The 16,295-nt window shown below is 36.3% G+C and carries 22 protein-coding genes; all 22 read left to right on the forward strand.

Annotated elements, in window-relative coordinates:
• Nucleotides 1-14: 14 nt before the first annotated feature.
• The 22 genes from rpmG to ACESSZ_RS02675 all read left to right on the forward strand — a co-directional run bounded on the left by rpmG (nt 15) and on the right by ACESSZ_RS02675 (nt 16,226).
• Nucleotides 15-164, forward strand: coding sequence for a 50S ribosomal protein L33 (rpmG, locus tag ACESSZ_RS02570; protein ID WP_008688434.1), 150 nt, complete (start codon nt 15-17; stop codon nt 162-164).
• A gap of 38 nt (nt 165-202) precedes the next feature.
• A complete protein-coding gene (locus tag ACESSZ_RS02575; RefSeq protein WP_008688436.1) occupies nt 203-811 on the forward strand; it encodes an MBL fold metallo-hydrolase in 609 nt (202 codons plus the stop codon).
• Between the two features lie 148 nt (nt 812-959).
• On the forward strand, nt 960-1,862 hold the full coding sequence (locus ACESSZ_RS02580; RefSeq protein ID WP_020990792.1) for a transglutaminase-like domain-containing protein: 903 nt from the start codon (nt 960-962) through the stop codon (nt 1,860-1,862).
• Between the two features lie 23 nt (nt 1,863-1,885).
• Nucleotides 1,886-2,914 carry a type II secretion system F family protein gene (locus tag ACESSZ_RS02585; RefSeq protein WP_331866857.1) on the forward strand — a complete coding sequence of 343 codons (1,029 nt, stop codon included), beginning with the start codon at nt 1,886-1,888 and terminating at the stop codon, nt 2,912-2,914.
• Between the two features lie 9 nt (nt 2,915-2,923).
• Complete coding sequence (locus ACESSZ_RS02590; protein WP_008688441.1) at nt 2,924-3,232, forward strand: hypothetical protein; 309 nt, start codon at nt 2,924-2,926, stop codon at nt 3,230-3,232.
• Nucleotides 3,216-3,671 carry a DUF4860 domain-containing protein gene (locus ACESSZ_RS02595; RefSeq protein ID WP_119983370.1) on the forward strand — a complete coding sequence of 152 codons (456 nt, stop codon included), beginning with the start codon at nt 3,216-3,218 and terminating at the stop codon, nt 3,669-3,671. The genes ACESSZ_RS02590 and ACESSZ_RS02595 overlap by 17 nt, the downstream gene beginning before the upstream one ends.
• 1 nt (nt 3,672) lies before the next feature.
• Nucleotides 3,673-4,047 (forward strand): hypothetical protein, encoded by a 375-nt coding sequence (locus ACESSZ_RS02600; RefSeq protein WP_008978389.1) that lies wholly within the window; start codon nt 3,673-3,675, stop codon nt 4,045-4,047.
• Nucleotides 4,034-4,429 carry a hypothetical protein gene (locus tag ACESSZ_RS02605; RefSeq protein WP_119983369.1) on the forward strand — a complete coding sequence of 132 codons (396 nt, stop codon included), beginning with the start codon at nt 4,034-4,036 and terminating at the stop codon, nt 4,427-4,429. Before ACESSZ_RS02600 ends, ACESSZ_RS02605 begins: the two co-directional genes overlap by 14 nt.
• Nucleotides 4,419-5,474 (forward strand): type IV pilus twitching motility protein PilT, encoded by a 1,056-nt coding sequence (locus ACESSZ_RS02610; RefSeq protein WP_270757527.1) that lies wholly within the window; start codon nt 4,419-4,421, stop codon nt 5,472-5,474. Before ACESSZ_RS02605 ends, ACESSZ_RS02610 begins: the two co-directional genes overlap by 11 nt.
• A gap of 183 nt (nt 5,475-5,657) precedes the next feature.
• The gene (locus ACESSZ_RS02615; RefSeq protein ID WP_119983367.1) at nt 5,658-6,647 is read left to right on the forward strand and encodes an ATPase, T2SS/T4P/T4SS family; all 990 of its coding nucleotides are present in this window, start codon (nt 5,658-5,660) and stop codon (nt 6,645-6,647) included.
• Between the two features lie 13 nt (nt 6,648-6,660).
• Nucleotides 6,661-7,587, forward strand: a complete 927-nt coding sequence (locus ACESSZ_RS02620) for a type II secretion system F family protein (RefSeq protein WP_008688451.1) — start codon at nt 6,661-6,663, stop codon at nt 7,585-7,587.
• A gap of 14 nt (nt 7,588-7,601) precedes the next feature.
• Nucleotides 7,602-7,901, forward strand: a complete 300-nt coding sequence (comGC, locus tag ACESSZ_RS02625; protein WP_331866858.1) for a competence type IV pilus major pilin ComGC — start codon at nt 7,602-7,604, stop codon at nt 7,899-7,901.
• Entirely contained in the window at nt 7,891-8,274 is a 384-nt protein-coding gene (locus tag ACESSZ_RS02630; RefSeq protein WP_331866859.1) for a prepilin-type N-terminal cleavage/methylation domain-containing protein, read from the forward strand. Before comGC ends, ACESSZ_RS02630 begins: the two co-directional genes overlap by 11 nt.
• 143 nt (nt 8,275-8,417) lie before the next feature.
• Nucleotides 8,418-8,810: a prepilin-type N-terminal cleavage/methylation domain-containing protein gene (locus ACESSZ_RS02635; protein WP_331866860.1), complete on the forward strand. Its 393-nt coding sequence runs from the start codon at nt 8,418-8,420 to the stop codon at nt 8,808-8,810.
• Nucleotides 8,779-9,231, forward strand: a complete 453-nt coding sequence (locus tag ACESSZ_RS02640; RefSeq protein ID WP_119983365.1) for a transcriptional regulator — start codon at nt 8,779-8,781, stop codon at nt 9,229-9,231. Before ACESSZ_RS02635 ends, ACESSZ_RS02640 begins: the two co-directional genes overlap by 32 nt.
• Before the next feature lie 441 nt (nt 9,232-9,672).
• Nucleotides 9,673-10,233 carry an elongation factor P gene (gene efp / locus ACESSZ_RS02645; RefSeq protein ID WP_008688463.1) on the forward strand — a complete coding sequence of 187 codons (561 nt, stop codon included), beginning with the start codon at nt 9,673-9,675 and terminating at the stop codon, nt 10,231-10,233.
• A gap of 118 nt (nt 10,234-10,351) precedes the next feature.
• A complete protein-coding gene (locus tag ACESSZ_RS02650; RefSeq protein WP_331866861.1) occupies nt 10,352-11,290 on the forward strand; it encodes a hypothetical protein in 939 nt (312 codons plus the stop codon).
• Nucleotides 11,287-11,943, forward strand: a complete 657-nt coding sequence (cmk, locus tag ACESSZ_RS02655) for a (d)CMP kinase (protein WP_008688466.1) — start codon at nt 11,287-11,289, stop codon at nt 11,941-11,943. Before ACESSZ_RS02650 ends, cmk begins: the two co-directional genes overlap by 4 nt.
• Before the next feature lie 38 nt (nt 11,944-11,981).
• Nucleotides 11,982-13,292 (forward strand): ribosome biogenesis GTPase Der, encoded by a 1,311-nt coding sequence (gene der, locus ACESSZ_RS02660; RefSeq protein ID WP_026006721.1) that lies wholly within the window; start codon nt 11,982-11,984, stop codon nt 13,290-13,292.
• Nucleotides 13,293-13,296: 4 nt separating this feature from the next.
• A complete protein-coding gene (locus tag ACESSZ_RS02665; RefSeq protein ID WP_008688468.1) occupies nt 13,297-14,286 on the forward strand; it encodes an NAD(P)H-dependent glycerol-3-phosphate dehydrogenase in 990 nt (329 codons plus the stop codon).
• Between the two features lie 99 nt (nt 14,287-14,385).
• On the forward strand, nt 14,386-15,978 hold the full coding sequence (locus tag ACESSZ_RS02670) for a peptide chain release factor 3 (RefSeq protein WP_008688469.1): 1,593 nt from the start codon (nt 14,386-14,388) through the stop codon (nt 15,976-15,978).
• 62 nt (nt 15,979-16,040) lie between these two features.
• Nucleotides 16,041-16,226, forward strand: a complete 186-nt coding sequence (locus tag ACESSZ_RS02675) for a (2Fe-2S)-binding protein (protein WP_008688470.1) — start codon at nt 16,041-16,043, stop codon at nt 16,224-16,226.
• Nucleotides 16,227-16,295 lie beyond the last annotated feature (69 nt).

The following is a 16,295-nucleotide window of genomic DNA, read 5'->3' on the forward strand; positions in this document are numbered from 1 at the left end:
CGAGGAGGGACAACATGAGAGATAGAATCACTTTCAAATGTTCAGAATGTGGCGAAGAAAACTACATTGGAACACGTAATAAACGTAAAAATCCAGAACGTATGCAGATTCAGAAGTTCTGCCCACGTTGTAACAAGAAAACATTACATAAGGAGAAAAAATAAGAAGGGCCGACTACGGTCTTTTTTATTCGTGAAGACATATGAAATCAATTGAAACATTTGTATTAGGTATGGTTCAGGTAAATACCTATTTATTATGGAATGATGATCATGTTTTGGTAATCGATCCAGGTAGTAAATCATTAAGATTGCAAGAGGCAATCGACAAACGAAACGGTATTGTGGATGGCATCGTTTTGACACATGCCCATTTTGACCATATTGCTGGTGTTGATACGCTGGTGAATAAATACCATTGTCCATTATATATGAATGATTTGGATATACCGCTGCTTACCGATCCGCAATTGAATTTTTCAATAGGAGATCCAATCATCGTTCATACAAAGGCACAAGTACTAACCCCTGGTGAGCATACGATTGGTAAATTTACTTTCCGATACATTGATGCACCAGGTCACAGCGAAGGCTGTAGTATGCTATTATGGGATGATCATTTATTTTGTGGAGATGTGTTGTTTCAAGGTAGTATCGGGCGGACTGATTTAGCCACAAGTTCAAATACTAAAATGATGCAGTCTTTAAAATACATTAAAACCATGGACCCCGATTTGAAGGTATATCCTGGTCATGGACCTAGGACGACATTAAAGGATGAATTTCAATGGAATCCTTATCTGCAATTTTAAACAGCTATTGCTGTTTTTTTTCTTCCTTAGTTTAAAACACAATTTTACCATTGAGAATGAACAGCATGCTAGCAGGCTTTTTCAATTCTTTTAGTTTTGTAAAGGTTTGATTTGGTGTATAATGAATAACAAGTGAGGAGGATATGCTATGCACAAAAAAATTTGTTTGCTGATTGCTTTTTTATTACTCTGTACAAGCTGTTCCTCCAATCAACAGGATAAGGTCAAAGAGACAATGGAATCCTATCCCAAATCTCCAGCTGTTACAGAAAACCAAATCCTATATCCTAAAGAGCTGGGCAAGGATGTTTTAAAAACAAAAATAGCTATCATTGACTATACCCAATGCAATGATGGATATATTTATGTTCACGCGCAATTTAAAGATAACAAAAAAGTGAAAATTCAAATTGCGAAAGGTGAAACCAAATATAATTACGATTTGCACAAAGATGAAGCAACGGCATTACCTTTACAAATGGGAAGTGGTAATTATCTCGTTAAGGTGTTGCAACATATGGAACAAAACCAGTATGCCATCGTAGATGTGATTGAATTTCATGCCGATATAAAAGAAACTACATCACCTTTTCGTTATCCAAATCAAATTGCATGGTATGAAAAAGGTGATGACATCATTTCCTTTGCTTTAGATACCGTAAAAGATGCGGATAATGATTTAAAACGGATTCATGATATTTACAACAAAGTTGCACAAACGATAACTTATGATGATGCAAAAGCAAAGCAGGCTTCTAATAAATATATGATTCCAAATCTGAAAGACGTGCTGAAGCGTAAGCGGGGGATTTGTTTTGATTATGCTGCTTTGATGACAGCAATGTTGAGAATCAACCATATTCCAGCACGCTTGATTTGCGGAAATACGGATATCGAATATCATGCTTGGGTGGAAGTTTATGTAGAAGGACAAGGATGGGTCAATCCGGATATTTATGTAGATGAGGAAACTTGGACTAGAATTGATCCAACTTTTGCAGCGCAAAAGTTTCAATACGATGGATCTTATGATGCGGTTTATTATTATTAAATCGAGTAGGAGGTGTTAAGGATATGAATATAAATATGCAAAGCCGTCATATGTTGTTTCTTCAGTTTGGTTTGATACTTCAAGCAGGCTATGGTTTGGAGCAGGGACTTCATCTGATTGCTGAACAGCTAGATGAGCAGGAATTGAAAACACTGGTATGCCGGTTAAATGAAGAAAGAGAAAAGCAGCCAACATTGGCAGATGCTTTTGCTGCTTGTGAGGTATTTGATGATTTCACGATCCATATGATTTCCATAGGGGAAATCAGTGGTAATTTAGATGAAGTGATGTTATCATTAGCTGATTATTATCAGCGTATGGATGAAATGAGCAATCAATTGCGACAGGCTTTGAGCTATCCTATGATCTTACTGCTGATGATGCTTTGTGTAGTAGGTGTGGTTGCATGGAAAGTATTACCTCTATTTCAAGATGTATTACGTTCTTTGGGAAGTGATTTATCTACACAAGCAGTTATGTTTATGCAATTCGGAAGAATTTTTTCAATGGCTGTCTTTGGGCTTTTGTTGTTGCTAACAGCGGGTCTTATTGTTTTCTTATTGTATGCAAAACGCCAAAAAGAAGATGCTGCAACCTTATTTCTATTCCATAGCCCCTTTTTCAAAAAACTTCGTCATATTTCTCTTTTAGCGCAATTGACGTATGCACTTGCTATGCTTTTGCGCAGTGGCATTGATCTGCGTGAAGCAATGCAATATGCATGTTCTTTACTTCCCAATTGCGAAATCATTAATAAGTTGCAGGCTTGTGTTCAAGGTATGAATGAAGGTGAATCTTTTTGCGATGTGATTCGCAAAGAACAGTTATATGAAGGTCTTGCGTTGAATTTAATTGAAATAGGTTTTACCAGTGGAAAAGGGGAAGCGGTCATGCAACAGCTAAGTGATGAATATCAACAGGAAGTATCACATAAAACTGAACATTATCTTAATGTGATTGAACCAATCATCGTATTGTTATTAGCCGTAATCATAGGTGTTGTCTTATTATCTATCATGTTACCACTGGTGAGTATTCTCTCTTCACTATAGAGGTGTAACATGCAAAAAACACTACATGGACTGCTATTTCTTGGTATCTTATTGTTATTTGTGTTTGGTTTTCAATCAGCTGCTTCTTTCAACAAAAGAAATGAACAACAACAAATTACGGAAACCATTCAGAAATTAACTTTAAAATGTTATAGCATAGAAGGAAGATACCCTACATCAATTGCTTATTTAAAAGAACATTATGGTTTATTGATAGATGAAGAAGAATATCGTGTTAATTATCATTATGAAGGAGCAAATATTGCTCCGCATATCGATGTTTATAAAAAGGGGCGAATTTATGAAAACGCATCATAATCTGTATTTGTTAGTTTCGTTATTGTTACTGCTACTATTTGCGGCAGGCTCCTTTTCTTTATTATCTACGGAAATATTTGCTTATCGCCGTCTGAATGAAACAATCCAATCGCAAGAAGATGTTAGTCTTCCGCTTGCTTATGTGCATACAAAATTGAAACATGCCAGTGCACGGGGACAAATTGCTTATGTGACAAAACCTATTACCTGTTTACAGATTAAAGAAAAAGAGACAGTAACCTATTTGTATTATCAGGATGGCTATATCAAAGAAATTACGGCTGTTTCCAGTTATCAACCTACCTTTGAAGAAGGAACTAAGCTGTTTCAAGTAGATGCTTTTACAATAATTGAGAAGCAAGATTGTCTCCTTTTTACAGTTGAGAAAGATGGTAAAAAAGAACAGTTAAGTATATATCTGTATGGAAAGGCGGGATAGAATGAAACACACGCAACGATCCTTTTCCTTTTTAATGGAATTTGTCATCATTTTGTTTTTCTTTGCTTTAGCAGCTACTATCTGTGCAGGTTTCTTACTAAAGGCAAAAGAAAAAGAAGCAACGGCCATTACCTTACAACATGATTTATTACAAGCACAAAGTATTATTGAAGAATTGCAAATAGCATCTGATGTGCCTTTTGAACAGCGATTTGATAGTATTAAAAAAGATGAATTGAACTATCAAAAAGGCAATATGAAAATCATATTTAACGATAAAGCTTTATCATCTGGCAAGATACAGTTATGGCATGAAGATGTCATCTTATGTGAGATACCTTTTGTTTTAGGAGAAATTTATCATGCGTACGAATAAGAATCATATACTGCCTCTTGGACTAGGTATACCAACATTATTTGCTTTATTTGTTATTTTAGTTATGCTGATGTTGGCTATTTTAACATATGTGAGAGCAAATAGTTATTATGTTTCAACCATTCGCCAGATGGAATTTACAACAGATTACTATGAAACTAAGGCTAATCTTATGGATATCTATAGACAACTAGAACCTAACCATTTGGATGAACAGTTAAAAAAGATGAAAATAGATTATACAAAAAAGGAAAATCTCTATATAATAGAGGAAGATATGAATAATGGAACAGCGTTGCAGTTGCTTTTTCATAAACAAAATGATGAGATTGTTATACAAACCTGCCAGATGATAGATAAGGGTGATGAAAATGGAAATTAAAGCATTGTTAGAAGATGTAGTTAAACGCAAAGCTTCGGATGTGTTTATTGTCGCTGGTTCTCCTTGCGCTATTAAAATAGATGGCAAGATTGAGCCATATGATGATAAAAGGCTTATGCCTCAAGATACCGAACAAATGATTCGTGATATTTATACGATTGCCAAAAAGGATGATATTGAAGATTTTATACATAATGGTGATGATGACTTTTCTTTTTCCATACCTCAAGTTGGACGTTTTCGTGTCAATGCTTATCGTCAACGCAATTCCTTTGCAGCTGTCTTACGTATCGTTAGTTTTTTATTACCAGATCCTAAAATCATGCATATTCCTTCTATCGTAATTGACTTGGCAAAACAAATGAAAGGGATGGTACTGGTAAGTGGACCTGCGGGCAGTGGAAAATCGACGACACTGGCTTGTATCATTGATCAAATTAATAATTCACGTAATTCTCATATCATAACAATTGAAGATCCGATAGAATATTTGCATACCCACAAGCAAAGCATTGTTTCACAAAGAGAAGTTTATCATGATACCAAGGATTATGTATCAGCTTTAAGAGCGGCTCTTAGAGAAGCACCTGAAGTCATCTTAGTTGGAGAAATGCGGGATTTAGAAACGATTGAAATATCTGTAACAGCGGCTGAAACCGGTCATTTGGTGTTTTCGTCATTACATACGATTGGCGCTGCTAATACAATTGATCGCATGATTGATGTTTTTCCAGCAACACAACAACAGCAGATTCGCGTACAGCTATCCATGGTGTTGAATGGTGTGGTTTCTCAGCAATTGTTGCCAGGGAAAGATGGTAAGATGTTACCCGTGTTTGAAATCATGCTATGCAATCAAGCCATTCGCAATCTGATTCGAGAAGGAAAGACACATCAGATGCAAAATACGATAACGGCAAATCGCGCCAGTGGTATGATTGCCATGGATGATGCTATTATTGAAGCTTACAAGCAAGATAAGATTACCAAGGAAACAGCGATCATGTATGCAAGTGATGCACGCTATGTAGCTAGTAAAATGTGATTTTATTTAATAAGTATTTTTATGAAATTTTCAAAGATATCAATCGGATTGCTAAGCTATGTGAACAGTCAATTTGACTGTTTTTTTTGTTTTATCAGTTGGTTAATAAAAAAAGAAGAAAATTCATGGAAATTACGTTTTTTCTAATTTTAAAACGTATATAAAGGTGAGGAGGCGATAGGGTTGAAAGAGAAACTGGATGCTATATTGCATATAGCGCTGCAAAAACAAGCGACAGACATTCATTTTGTTAGTACAACACAAGGATTATCAGTTACTATGCGCTGTGAAGATGGTGTCTTGCCAATATATAGTGCTGCGGCTGATAAGAGCTTGTTTAACTACTTGAAATATATAGCGCATTTAGATCTTGGGTTAGGGCAGACGGCGCAAAGTGGAAATTTTCAATATGAATTTCAAGGGGAATGCCTGCAATTTCGCTTTGCATTGTTATCCACGTTGCAAAAGCAGACGGCTGTGCTTCGCATATTGAATAATCATACAGGCATTTGTCTGGAAACTTTGAGTTATGATAAAAAACAACAACAGATTTTTCACTCATGGTGTCAGGCTAGAAACGGTTTGATCGTATTAAGTGGGCCAACTGGTAGCGGCAAGACAACAACTCTGCATGCCATGATGCAATATATTGCAAAAGGTGGAAAACAACGCGTTGTTTCTTTAGAAGATCCTATTGAAATTGTTGATGACTCTTATCTGCAACTTCAAATTAATGAACAACATCATTTTTCTTATGAAGAAGGGATTAAGGAACTGCTTAGACATGATCCGGATGTCATAATGATTGGCGAAATACGAGATCCGATGAGCGCCCGGATGCTGATGCGTAGCGCATTGAGCGGTCATCTGATTTTTACAAGTGTTCATGCAAAAAGTTGTCTGGAGGTGATCTATCGCTTGCATGAATTTGGTTTGAGCAAAGAAGATTTGCGGCAGACATTGACAGGTATTACATCGCAGCGTTTGTTTCATCGACGAAAAGGGAAAGGAAGGGTTTGTATCTATGAAGTATTGGATCAGAATGAAATTATCACTTATTTCAAGCAAGGTGAACTGCCTTCAACGCATGAAAATATGGAAATGCAAATTGCGAGCGCAATTCGGGCAGGTACGATTCAAGAAGAAGCACAAGAAGACTTTCTCTTTCGATAAAGAATCATTTACTATGTTAATGGAACTTTTAAAAAGTGGGTGTTCATTACAGGATGCAATAGCTTTTTTACCAGGGGACGTTACATGGCTAAATGATAAACTGCAAGCAGGGGAAGAATTTTCTACAATTTTGCAAGAAGATAATCGCCCTTGGATTCGTCATTTTACTTTTTTTTATCGTATGAGTTCACTTCCTGTTGCTATGGAAGAGGCTTTACGTATGACAGACTTTGAGGAAGGGCTTAAGAAAAAATTCCTGCGACAAAGTGCCTATCCTATGCTTATCCTCTTTCTTTCTTTTGCTATGCTACAACTTTTCACAAGTGCCATCATACCCCAAATGTTAGAAAGCTTTGCGATGGAGGAAGCATTCTCCCTTACGCAAATACTGTTACATATTTTACAAATATGCAGTATGGGCTTTTTCATATGTGTAATCATGGCTTTGCTTGCTTTTTTATATTTAGCTTCACATGCTAAGATTCGTGGCCGATTTCTATACACTGCAGCAAAAAAAAGCGAAGTGATCCGTTGCTATTGTTCCTATCTATTTGCTGGATATATAAAGGAATTAGATACATGTGGAATCGCGACGATGCATGCACTTCAGTTCTTGCAAGAAGTTCCGATTTCATGGATGTGTGAAATGGCAAAACGTATGCAAAAACGATTAGAACAAGGAGAAGCATTCTTACATGTTTTGGAAACAGAGAGGTTACTATCTAAACAGCTGTATCGTTGTTTACAAATGCGTATGTTGACACAAGAAAGTGATAAACCTATGCAGCTTTATCTGATACAACAAGAACAGTATTGGAATCATTTGCTTAAGAAATGTAGTTATCTCTTACAAGGAATTGCCTATGGATTTGTCGCTGTGCTTGTCATCTTAGTCTTTCAAATTTTAATGTTGCCTTTGCAAATGCTGGAAACGATATAAGGAGGATTTACATTATGAAAAACGAAAAAGGCTTTACGATCTTAGAGATGATGATCGTTCTTTCCATCATTGCTCTTGTCTTTTTATTGACATTGCCGAATATTCAACAAAAGGAAAAAATCATTCGCAAAAAAGGATGTGAGGCTTTAATTGAAGTTGTAAATGCACAGATCTTATTGTACGAAGTAGATAATCTGACAACGCCGACAAGTGTCGATTCATTGATTCAAAAGGGATATTTAAAAACCACACAAAAGCGTTGCCCTAATGGTGATACGATCTATCTTTCCAATGGACAAGCTTATGCAAAATGAGAAAGGCTTTACCTTAGTAGAAATGTTAGTAACAATAAGTATTTTACTGCTGATCATGGCTATTTTTCCATTTTTAAAGCCATCGCGGCAATTGGCATTCACCTGTGAAACGGAGAAGTTTCATTCCTTTTTATTACAAGCACAGATGAAGGCCATGTTTACTAAAAAAAGCATGTACATCCAATTTCAAACAGATGGTGTACAAGCGGGAGAGGAGTTTTTTGTATATGACAATATGTACTGTGAGGGAAAAGCGTTTCATTACACTAAACAAGGAACCATTTCACAAGCCCAAACAATCACTTGCTCGCTACAAAATAAGAAAAAAACCATCGTGTTGCAACTCGGCAGCGGCGCTATTGACGTACGATGAAAAAGGATTTTTGTTGATGGACGCCTTGATCTTACTTTTGCTTTGCTCGCTTTGTTGTTTGCTATTGATCAATTGCTGTATGACAGTTACTTCTTGGTATGCCAGTGATCAAGAGCTAAATAATGAAAAGGTAAGGGAAATCTATGCAAAATAATCATGGTTTTACTTTAATTGAAATGCTCTTAGCCCTTTTGATCATTTCCTTTGCAATTGCATTGTTACCACCTTGTCTATCAATCGTTAAACAATTGTTAAGAGATGAGCGATTCACTGATGATCGTATAGCAATCCATCAATTGCGTCAAATCACTGCTATGTCTAGTGAGTATCTTATGCAAAATCAAAAAGTGATTTTGCAACGAGGGGATGAGGAAATTCAGTTGTTTTATGATCGTATGCGAATTGTGAAGACACCCGGTTACGAAATATATTTAGAACATGTTGACAATGCTGTTTTCTATGAAGATAATAGCTGCCTGCATCTGCTCTTAAAACGAGGCCATTATGAAAAAGATGTCATACTTGGCTGCAAATGATCATGGATTTGCCAGTTTATATGGCTTATGGGTGCTTTCTTCCATCTTATTGTGTATTTCTTTATTTATGATGCGTTTGGTTACGTATACCCAACTTCGAAAATCAGAAGATCTTATAGATGTGTTTATTCTACATACCGTACAAAAACAGTTAAAGAATGAGTATGCCAATAATGAACATGATAAGGAGGTGATAGAAAGGAAGGAAGAGAAACAGGATACATCGCATTCGGCAAAGGAAGACGATAAGGAAGTGGAAAACAAGCCTTACTATTTTCATAAAACATATGCAAATTGTACATTACAATTTCGTTGGGAAGATACAGATGTATATGTAAATGGAGATTGTCTCAATGAAACTATGCACATTTATTTAGATGAACAATGTCATAGCATTGTATCTTTTGCATATGAAACCTAGAAAAGGGTAAACTGATGCTAGGTGATAATGATGAATGTGCTATGTAGTATGATTTGTTTTGTTTTATTTCTGTTATTAGGTGATGTTTTAATGTTTATCAATACACGGTTTTTTGTTTTACTTCCTTGGTTTCTTATTTACCTCTTTCTTTTAAAAGGTGTTTACAAAACAGCAAATTGTAAAGCGTTAGAAGCTAAGGATTTTTTATGCACTTTGCTTTTTACGATTGTTTCGGCTGCTCTTCTAAGTTTTCTTAATATCTCGATGAGTTTGCACACGTATGCTTATCTATATCTGATGAGCTTCATATCCTTACTTGTCTATATTGATGATATTCGCTTTAAAAGTCTTATGTAATCGGTGTTTTTGTATAAAAAAAATTGACAAATACGATAAATATATTAAAATAGAATAGGATAAGTAAGGAAAGGTGAAAAGATTATGATCAGTTCTAATGATTTAAAACCTGGTATGACAATACAGCAGGACGGTGAAATTTTTGTTGTGCTGGAACAGAGTCAGAATAAAACTGCACGTAGTGCTATGGTTGTAAAAGCGAAAGTAAGAAACCTGAGAACAGGTGCAAATGTTGAATTGTCTTGGGGTGGAGGAGATAAGATTACGCCTGCACACATCGAAAAGAAAGAAATGCAGTATTTGTATGATGCAGAGGATGCTTTGGTTTTCATGGACAATGAAACTTATGAACAAATTGAGATTCCTAAGGAACATTTGAAATGGGAATTAAATTTTATGAAACCAAATGATAACGTGAATATTTCTATGTTTGAAGGAGAAATTCTCGGTGTTATTTTACCAGATAAAGTAGCTCTGCAGGTTGTTGAATGTGAACCAGCAGTAAAAGGTGATACTGCTACATCGGCAAGCAAAAATGCCGTATTGGAATCAGGATTGGAAATTAAAGTTCCATTATTCATTTCACAAGATGAAATGATCCTTGTTTCAACAGCAGACGGTAAATACTCAGGACGTGCAAAATAAGGAAAAAGCTGCGTGATGCGGCTTTTCTTTTTGTGAATCTTCACAAAAACTTCCCAATAAAAGTATTCAAGACCCTATATTTTTGATATAATAAAAGTTAGATTGGGAGGTAACTCGTATGGAAAAATTATCACGGGTCAAAAAATATGAAGATCTAAGAAAATCTATCGAAATGGATAATAATATAGATGCTACCGTTCAGGATGAATCACTTGCAGCTTCTGAAAACTTATTGAAGTCTTTTGATTCCTCTGTTTTCAAAAAAGTGGAGATCAAAGAAGAAGAGGAAACGCCGAAACGAGCAAAAGCATTTGACGATCAGGCAGAAACAAACAAGGAAAATCTGAATGATACTTTTACTAATGAGTATCTTGATGATTTCATCAAAGAGGTTCGTGATTATAATATTCGCAAAGGCAATCGTGAAAGTGAAGATACCGAAGTTGATATTTTATATCAATTAAATGCCGCCAATCGGGCCAAACGTACACGCTACATACAAGAAATAAAAGATGAAGTGCCAGAAATGGTCCAGGAAAGTCCGAAAACTGTATTAAGCAAAGAAGAAATTGCACAAGAAGTGAAAAATTTATTACACGAAGATTCAATAGCAGAAGATGTGCAAGAAACAGTTGCTCCGCCTGAAACTACGGAGACGATGGAAACACTAATCTCTGATATTCAGGAGGAAGAAGCCCTTGAAACTGAGGAAACGAATGATGAAGCAATACCTGATGTTTCGCAAACGCAGCAGATAATTACAGAACCAGTTAAAAAAATTATAACTCCTGTTTATGAAGATGTTGAAGAAGAGGATGTACAGGAGATTGACGATGTACAGCCAGATAACACCTATCATAAGAAACTCATCGAAGAAACACAGCAGTTACGTGTTCAGATGGATGAATATGAAGAAGAATTAACAGATTTAAGTGATGGAGTCGAGAAAACGAATAAGTTATTAAACTTTGTCTTATGTTTTCTTATCCTTGTTTTATTAGTTGTTATAGGATTTATTGGATATTCCATTTGGAAAGCTGGAGGTTTTAATTTATGAAAATAAATATTGCAATTGATGGACCTAGTGCTGCCGGCAAAAGTACAATTGCGAAAATCCTAGCCAAAGAATTAGGCTATGCTCATCTAGATACAGGAGCGATGTATCGCTGTGTCGGCTATTATGCATTACAGCAAAAAATTAATATCGATGATGAAGAAGCGTTAGTGCATATGATGGAATATATGCAGATTAGTTTTGATGCGGATGGCAATGTTTATATCAATGATCAAGATGTATCTAAAGAAATACGTCAAAATGAAATTTCAATGGTAGCAAGTAAAGTTTCAGCATTTCCTAAAGTACGAAAACACCTTGTAAGATTGCAACAGGAAATGGCAAAGGATAAGGGATATATCATGGATGGGCGTGATATAGGAACCATCGTATTGCCGGATGCCGAATTAAAAATCTATATGGTAGCAAGTGTGAATGCACGCGCAAAACGTCGTTACAAAGAATATTTAGAGAAGCATATTGAGGCAGATTACGATGTGATATTCAAAGATATTGAACAACGTGATTATCAAGATATGAATCGCAAAACATCACCGCTTTGCAAAGCGAAAGATGCTATTGAACTTGATACTTCCGATATGACGATTGAAGAAGTTGTTTCAGCAATACATAAGCTGATGAAAGAAAAACTGTGAATGGAGGTGGCGTTTGACTGTGATGGTCAAACATGCATATGATTAGTGGTATCGTAGCGATCGTGGGACGACCGAACGTCGGAAAATCCACGATTTTTAATCGAATAATTGGTGAAAGAAAAAGTATAGTAGAGGACACACCAGGTGTTACACGTGATAGAATATATGGTAAAGCAGAATGGTTGACAAAAGAATTTCGGGTAATTGATACTGGCGGTATACAACTAGCCGATCAACCGTTTCGTGAAGAGATTAATATGCAAGTAGAAATTGCCATAGATGAAGCAGATACGATTTTATTTGTTGTCAATGGAAAAGAAGGTATTACCAACGATGATGAATATATTGCACGTCTATTACAGCGTTCACAAAAAAAAGTTATCCTTGCAGTAAATAAAGTAGATGATTTTGCCCAAAGTGACAGCATCTATGAGTTTTACAATTTAGGGCTCAGTGATCCAATCGCAGTTTCTGGTGCACATGGCATTGGAATTGGTGATATCTTGGATGCAATTGTAAACAGCTTCCCAGATAAGATACAGAAGGATTATGATGGAATGACGCGTTTCTGCGTCATTGGACGACCAAATGTTGGAAAGAGTTCGTTGGTAAATGCTCTTTTAAATCAAGAACGTGTTATCGTATCCAATATTGAAGGGACAACAAGAGATGCAATCGATACACCTTTTAAACGTGAAGGTAAGGAATATGTAGTAATCGATACTGCAGGTATTCGTAAACGCGGCAAGGTGTATGAGAATATTGAAAAATATTCCGTATTGCGTGCCATGAGCGCTATAGAACGAAGCGATGTGGTGTTAGTTGTCATTGATGGAGAAAGTGGAATTCGTGATCAAGACAAACATGTTGCTGGCTTTGCACATGAAGCGGGAAAAGGGGTTATCATCGTATATAATAAATGGGATGCTGTAGAAAAAGATGAAAAAACGATGAATCGTATTGAGAAAGAAATACGGACACAGTTTCAATACTTATCCTATGCACCAATTCTGTTTGTCTCTGCATTAAAAAAACAACGCATCCAGACAATTCTGCCGATGATTGACGATGTACATGATGCTTCCGTTTTACGCATACAAACAAATGTGTTAAATGAAGTTTTAATGGATGCACAATTAATGACCCCACCACCGACCCATAAAGGGAAACGCTTGAAAATTTATTATGCGTCGCAGGTGGCTGTAGCACCGCCAACGATTGTTTTATTCGTAAATGATCCAGAATTACTGCATTTTAGCTATAAACGTTTCCTAGAAAATAGCTTACGTGAAGCCTTTGGCTTTCAAGGAACAACATTACGTATCTTAGCAAGAGAAAGAAACAGGTGATCATATGAAATGTGTAGTTATCGGCAGCGGTAGCTGGGGAACTGCATTAGCACAAGTATTATGTGATAATAAAGTTCATGTGACTTTATGGGGCAAAAATAAAAATGAAGTGGAGGATGTTGAACTGCATCATCAAAACAGTCGTTTTTTTCCTGGTGTCGTTTTGCATCCCAATTTGCATGCAACAACGGATTTGACGATTGTTAAGGACGCAGATGTAATCGTTCTCAGTGTACCTACGATTGCGGTTGAGGAAATGTGTCGTAAGATTGATACTTTATTAGAGAAATCTGTTATCATCGTAAATACAGCAAAAGGATTTCATCCAGAAACAAATGAGCGTATGTCAGAGGTGATTCGTCATGCTATGACACATTTATCAAGCGTTGTATCCTTAATTGGGCCTAGTCATGCCGAAGAAGTTGTCTTGCGAATGTTGACAACTATTTGTGCAGTATCACAAAATAAAGAAGATGCTATTTGCATCCAAAAACTATTTTCAAATGACTATTTGCGTGTTTACCGTGGCCACGATGAAATCGGCAGTGAAATTGGCGTTGCTTTAAAGAACGCCATCGCAGTAGCAAGTGGTGTGTTAAGTGGTGTCGGTTATGGCGATAATACAAAAGCCGCTTTGATTACCAGAGGACTGACAGAGATGATCCGCTATGGTGTGGCCATGGGCGGTAAACAAGAAACTTTCATGGGACTTACGGGAATAGGAGATTTAATAGTTACTTGTACAAGTAAACACTCTCGTAACTTTCAAGCCGGTTATGAAATAGGTATCCATAATTCAGCTGATTATTTTTGGAAAAATAATAAAAAGACAGTAGAAGGTGTGCGTACTGCAAAAGTTGTTCATGAAGTAGCCCAGAAACGCGGCATTGAGATGCCGATTATTAATGAGATATATAAGGTGCTATATGAGGGTAAAAAACCGAAAGATAGCGCACAAGAGCTTATGCTACGTGATTTAAAAGAGGAAATGTAAAGGTGGTTTATGAAAACTGCCTTTTTTTTCATCATCTGTGGATTTTCTTTTCAAAATCATGCTATAATAAGTAACGCATTGTAGTCAGGAGGAAATAATATGGCAGATTATGTCAATGAAATAAAGCGGCGAAGAACCTTCGCAATCATTTCTCATCCGGATGCTGGTAAGACCACACTGACTGAAAAATTATTATTATATGGTGGTGCTATCTTACAAGCCGGAAGTGTAAAAGGAAAAAAAGCAAATAAACATGCAGTCTCTGACTGGATGGAAATAGAAAAACAAAGAGGTATTTCTGTAACAAGTTCTGTTTTACAGTTTGAATATAATGATTTCTGTATTAATATTCTAGATACGCCAGGCCATCAGGATTTCTCTGAAGATACATATCGTACCTTAATGGCAGCTGATTCTGCTGTTATGGTTATTGATGCTTCAAAAGGTGTTGAGGCACAGACAAAAAAATTATTCAAGGTTTGCTTGTTACGTAAAATCCCTATTTTTACCTTTATTAACAAGATGGATAGGGCGGCAATGGATCCATTTAAGCTATTAGAGCATATCGAAGCCGAATTAGGCATTTCTACTTATGCAATGAATTGGCCAATTGGTTCTGGCAAAGAATTCAAAGGTGTATATGAACGTGATCATAAAAGAATTATCGCGTTTCATGGCGGCGATCATGGAATGAAAGCTGCTGAAGTAACAGAAGGGTCTCTTGAAGATGATACCTTCCGCAGCATTCTTGGTGATCATTTTTTTGAACAGTTACGTGAAGATAGTGAATTGCTAGATATCGCCAGTACTGAATTTGATGAAGCAGCGATTGCAAAAGGTGAATTGACTCCCGTATTTTTTGGAAGCGCCTTGACTAACTTTGGTGTTGAACCTTTCTTATCACACTTTTTAAATATGACCACCAGTCCTTTACCAAGAGAAGCCAGTGTAGGCGAAATTGATCCTTTTGATGAACATTTTTCAGCATTTGTATTTAAGATCCAAGCAAATATGAATAAAGCACATCGTGATCGTATTGCATTTATGCGTATTTGTAGTGGTAAATTTGAAAAGGGAATGGAAGTCTTGCATGTCCAACAAGGTAAAAAAATCCGTCTTGCACAACCACAGCAATTCATGGCACAAGACCGCGAAATTGTAGAAGAGGCATATGCTGGTGATGTGATTGGTGTCTTTGATCCAGGTATCTTCGCTATCGGTGATACTCTTTGTGATGCATCTTATAAATTTGAGTTTAAAAAAATCCCAACTTTCGCTCCAGAACACTTTGCTCGTGTTACGCAAAAAGATACAATGAAACGTAAGCAATTCACAAAAGGCATTACGCAAATTGCACAAGAAGGAGCAATTCAAGTGTTCCAACAAATCGATACCGGGATGGAAGAAATCATCGTAGGCGGTGTTGGTGTTCTACAATTTGATGTATTAGAACAACGTTTACAAAGTGAATATAATGTTGAGATTAAATTAGAGATTCTTCCTTATCAGTGTGTTCGCTGGATTGATGATCAAACATTAGATCCACATACGTTAAATCTTACGAGTGATACAAAACGACTAAAAGATCTGAAAGGTAAAAATCTTTTACTATTCATGAATAATTGGGGAATAAAATGGGCAACGGAACAAAATAAATCGCTATCGTTAAGTGAATTTGGCAATATGGAATAAAAATACCTAAAAAGGTATTTTTTCTATTGTTCGCACAATAATAACTACAGGAGGTAATTATCATGAAGGATGAAGATATTATTTGTACCTGTATGAGCGTATCTGTAAAAGATATACGCCAGGCCATTGATGAAGGTGCTAGAACAGTTCAAGAAGTACAAGATAAGACGGGTGCAGGAACCGTTTGCGGTGTATGTAATGAAGATTTAGAACAATGTGTTATGGAGTTATTGGCTCAACTACATTAAGAACCTTTCAATAGGTTCTTTTTCAATGTTCTTTCTTTGATTAGGCATAAACCCAGTGTCTTTATCATA

The sequence above is a fragment of the Eubacterium sp. 3_1_31 genome, assembly GCF_964249515.1.
GTDB classification, from domain to species: Bacteria; Bacillota_I; Bacilli_A; order Erysipelotrichales; family Erysipelotrichaceae; genus Longicatena; species Longicatena caecimuris.

Excerpts from the sequence above, each read along its gene's own strand:
- rpmG (WP_008688434.1), top strand. The coding sequence starts at position 15 with ATGAGAGATAGAATCACTTTCAAATGTTCAGAATGTGGCGAAGAAAAC.
- ACESSZ_RS02575 (WP_008688436.1), top strand. The coding sequence starts at position 203 with ATGAAATCAATTGAAACATTTGTATTAGGTATGGTTCAGGTAAATACC.
- ACESSZ_RS02580 (WP_020990792.1), top strand. The coding sequence starts at position 960 with ATGCACAAAAAAATTTGTTTGCTGATTGCTTTTTTATTACTCTGTACA.
- ACESSZ_RS02585 (WP_331866857.1), top strand. The coding sequence starts at position 1,886 with ATGAATATAAATATGCAAAGCCGTCATATGTTGTTTCTTCAGTTTGGT.
- ACESSZ_RS02590 (WP_008688441.1), top strand. The coding sequence starts at position 2,924 with ATGCAAAAAACACTACATGGACTGCTATTTCTTGGTATCTTATTGTTA.
- ACESSZ_RS02595 (WP_119983370.1), top strand. The coding sequence starts at position 3,216 with ATGAAAACGCATCATAATCTGTATTTGTTAGTTTCGTTATTGTTACTG.
- ACESSZ_RS02600 (WP_008978389.1), top strand. The coding sequence starts at position 3,673 with ATGAAACACACGCAACGATCCTTTTCCTTTTTAATGGAATTTGTCATC.
- ACESSZ_RS02605 (WP_119983369.1), top strand. The coding sequence starts at position 4,034 with ATGCGTACGAATAAGAATCATATACTGCCTCTTGGACTAGGTATACCA.
- ACESSZ_RS02610 (WP_270757527.1), top strand. The coding sequence starts at position 4,419 with ATGGAAATTAAAGCATTGTTAGAAGATGTAGTTAAACGCAAAGCTTCG.
- ACESSZ_RS02620 (WP_008688451.1), top strand. The coding sequence starts at position 6,661 with ATGTTAATGGAACTTTTAAAAAGTGGGTGTTCATTACAGGATGCAATA.
- comGC (WP_331866858.1), top strand. The coding sequence starts at position 7,602 with ATGAAAAACGAAAAAGGCTTTACGATCTTAGAGATGATGATCGTTCTT.
- ACESSZ_RS02630 (WP_331866859.1), top strand. The coding sequence starts at position 7,891 with ATGCAAAATGAGAAAGGCTTTACCTTAGTAGAAATGTTAGTAACAATA.
- ACESSZ_RS02635 (WP_331866860.1), top strand. The coding sequence starts at position 8,418 with ATGCAAAATAATCATGGTTTTACTTTAATTGAAATGCTCTTAGCCCTT.
- ACESSZ_RS02640 (WP_119983365.1), top strand. The coding sequence starts at position 8,779 with ATGAAAAAGATGTCATACTTGGCTGCAAATGATCATGGATTTGCCAGT.
- efp (WP_008688463.1), top strand. The coding sequence starts at position 9,673 with ATGATCAGTTCTAATGATTTAAAACCTGGTATGACAATACAGCAGGAC.
- ACESSZ_RS02650 (WP_331866861.1), top strand. The coding sequence starts at position 10,352 with ATGGAAAAATTATCACGGGTCAAAAAATATGAAGATCTAAGAAAATCT.
- cmk (WP_008688466.1), top strand. The coding sequence starts at position 11,287 with ATGAAAATAAATATTGCAATTGATGGACCTAGTGCTGCCGGCAAAAGT.
- der (WP_026006721.1), top strand. The coding sequence starts at position 11,982 with ATGATTAGTGGTATCGTAGCGATCGTGGGACGACCGAACGTCGGAAAA.
- ACESSZ_RS02665 (WP_008688468.1), top strand. The coding sequence starts at position 13,297 with ATGAAATGTGTAGTTATCGGCAGCGGTAGCTGGGGAACTGCATTAGCA.
- ACESSZ_RS02670 (WP_008688469.1), top strand. The coding sequence starts at position 14,386 with ATGGCAGATTATGTCAATGAAATAAAGCGGCGAAGAACCTTCGCAATC.
- ACESSZ_RS02675 (WP_008688470.1), top strand. The coding sequence starts at position 16,041 with ATGAAGGATGAAGATATTATTTGTACCTGTATGAGCGTATCTGTAAAA.